Annotated in this window: 1 pseudogene; it reads left to right on the forward strand. The window is 41.5% G+C overall.

Annotated features, from left to right (window positions below):
• A pseudogene (locus AACR75_RS00625) lies at window positions 1-82 on the forward strand (YkgJ family cysteine cluster protein); the annotation flags it as partial.
• Between the last annotated feature and the right edge of the window lie 434 nt (window positions 83-516).

Genomic DNA, 516 nt, shown 5'->3' on the forward strand with positions numbered 1-516 from the left:
TTATGAGAATCGACCTTGGATTTGTCGAGAGTTTGAAATGGGCTCTTATGAATGTCGAGATGAAAGGTCAGATTTACCTTAAAAATTATGTTCGATAAATCAGAGTGTTGTTAGCCATAACAAACGGTTAAAGAGGGACTGCCAACGCGTGGCGGTTTTTGCTCAAATCGGCCTTTGTGATTACGGCTGTTATTTTGAGTTCAGTGTTTTGCGTTGTCAGCCCCTTAACCGGGCGTTATGCAACTCAGGTAAATTTAGGGGTTTAATCTTTTGGGATTTCTCCGGCCATTCGTTTTGTATTGTCGGCAAATGAGCATTTTTACCCTAAAATTCGTGGCTAACTCAAGCCGTAAAACAGGCAAGGTTCTTTGCTTGCCTCAATCAGTTTTAGCGCTGGTTTGTTGTCAATTCAGCGCGCGCAAAGTGTGGAAAGGGTAAGTTAATCGATCATTTTGCTTTTGCTGAAGTTTTCGCTCGTTGAGTTTGTCTGATTCAAAAGCTTGGTTTGTTGTTGAA

Source organism: Vibrio sp. ZOR0018 (assembly GCF_963865925.1).
GTDB lineage: Bacteria > Pseudomonadota > Gammaproteobacteria > Enterobacterales > Vibrionaceae > Vibrio > Vibrio anguillarum.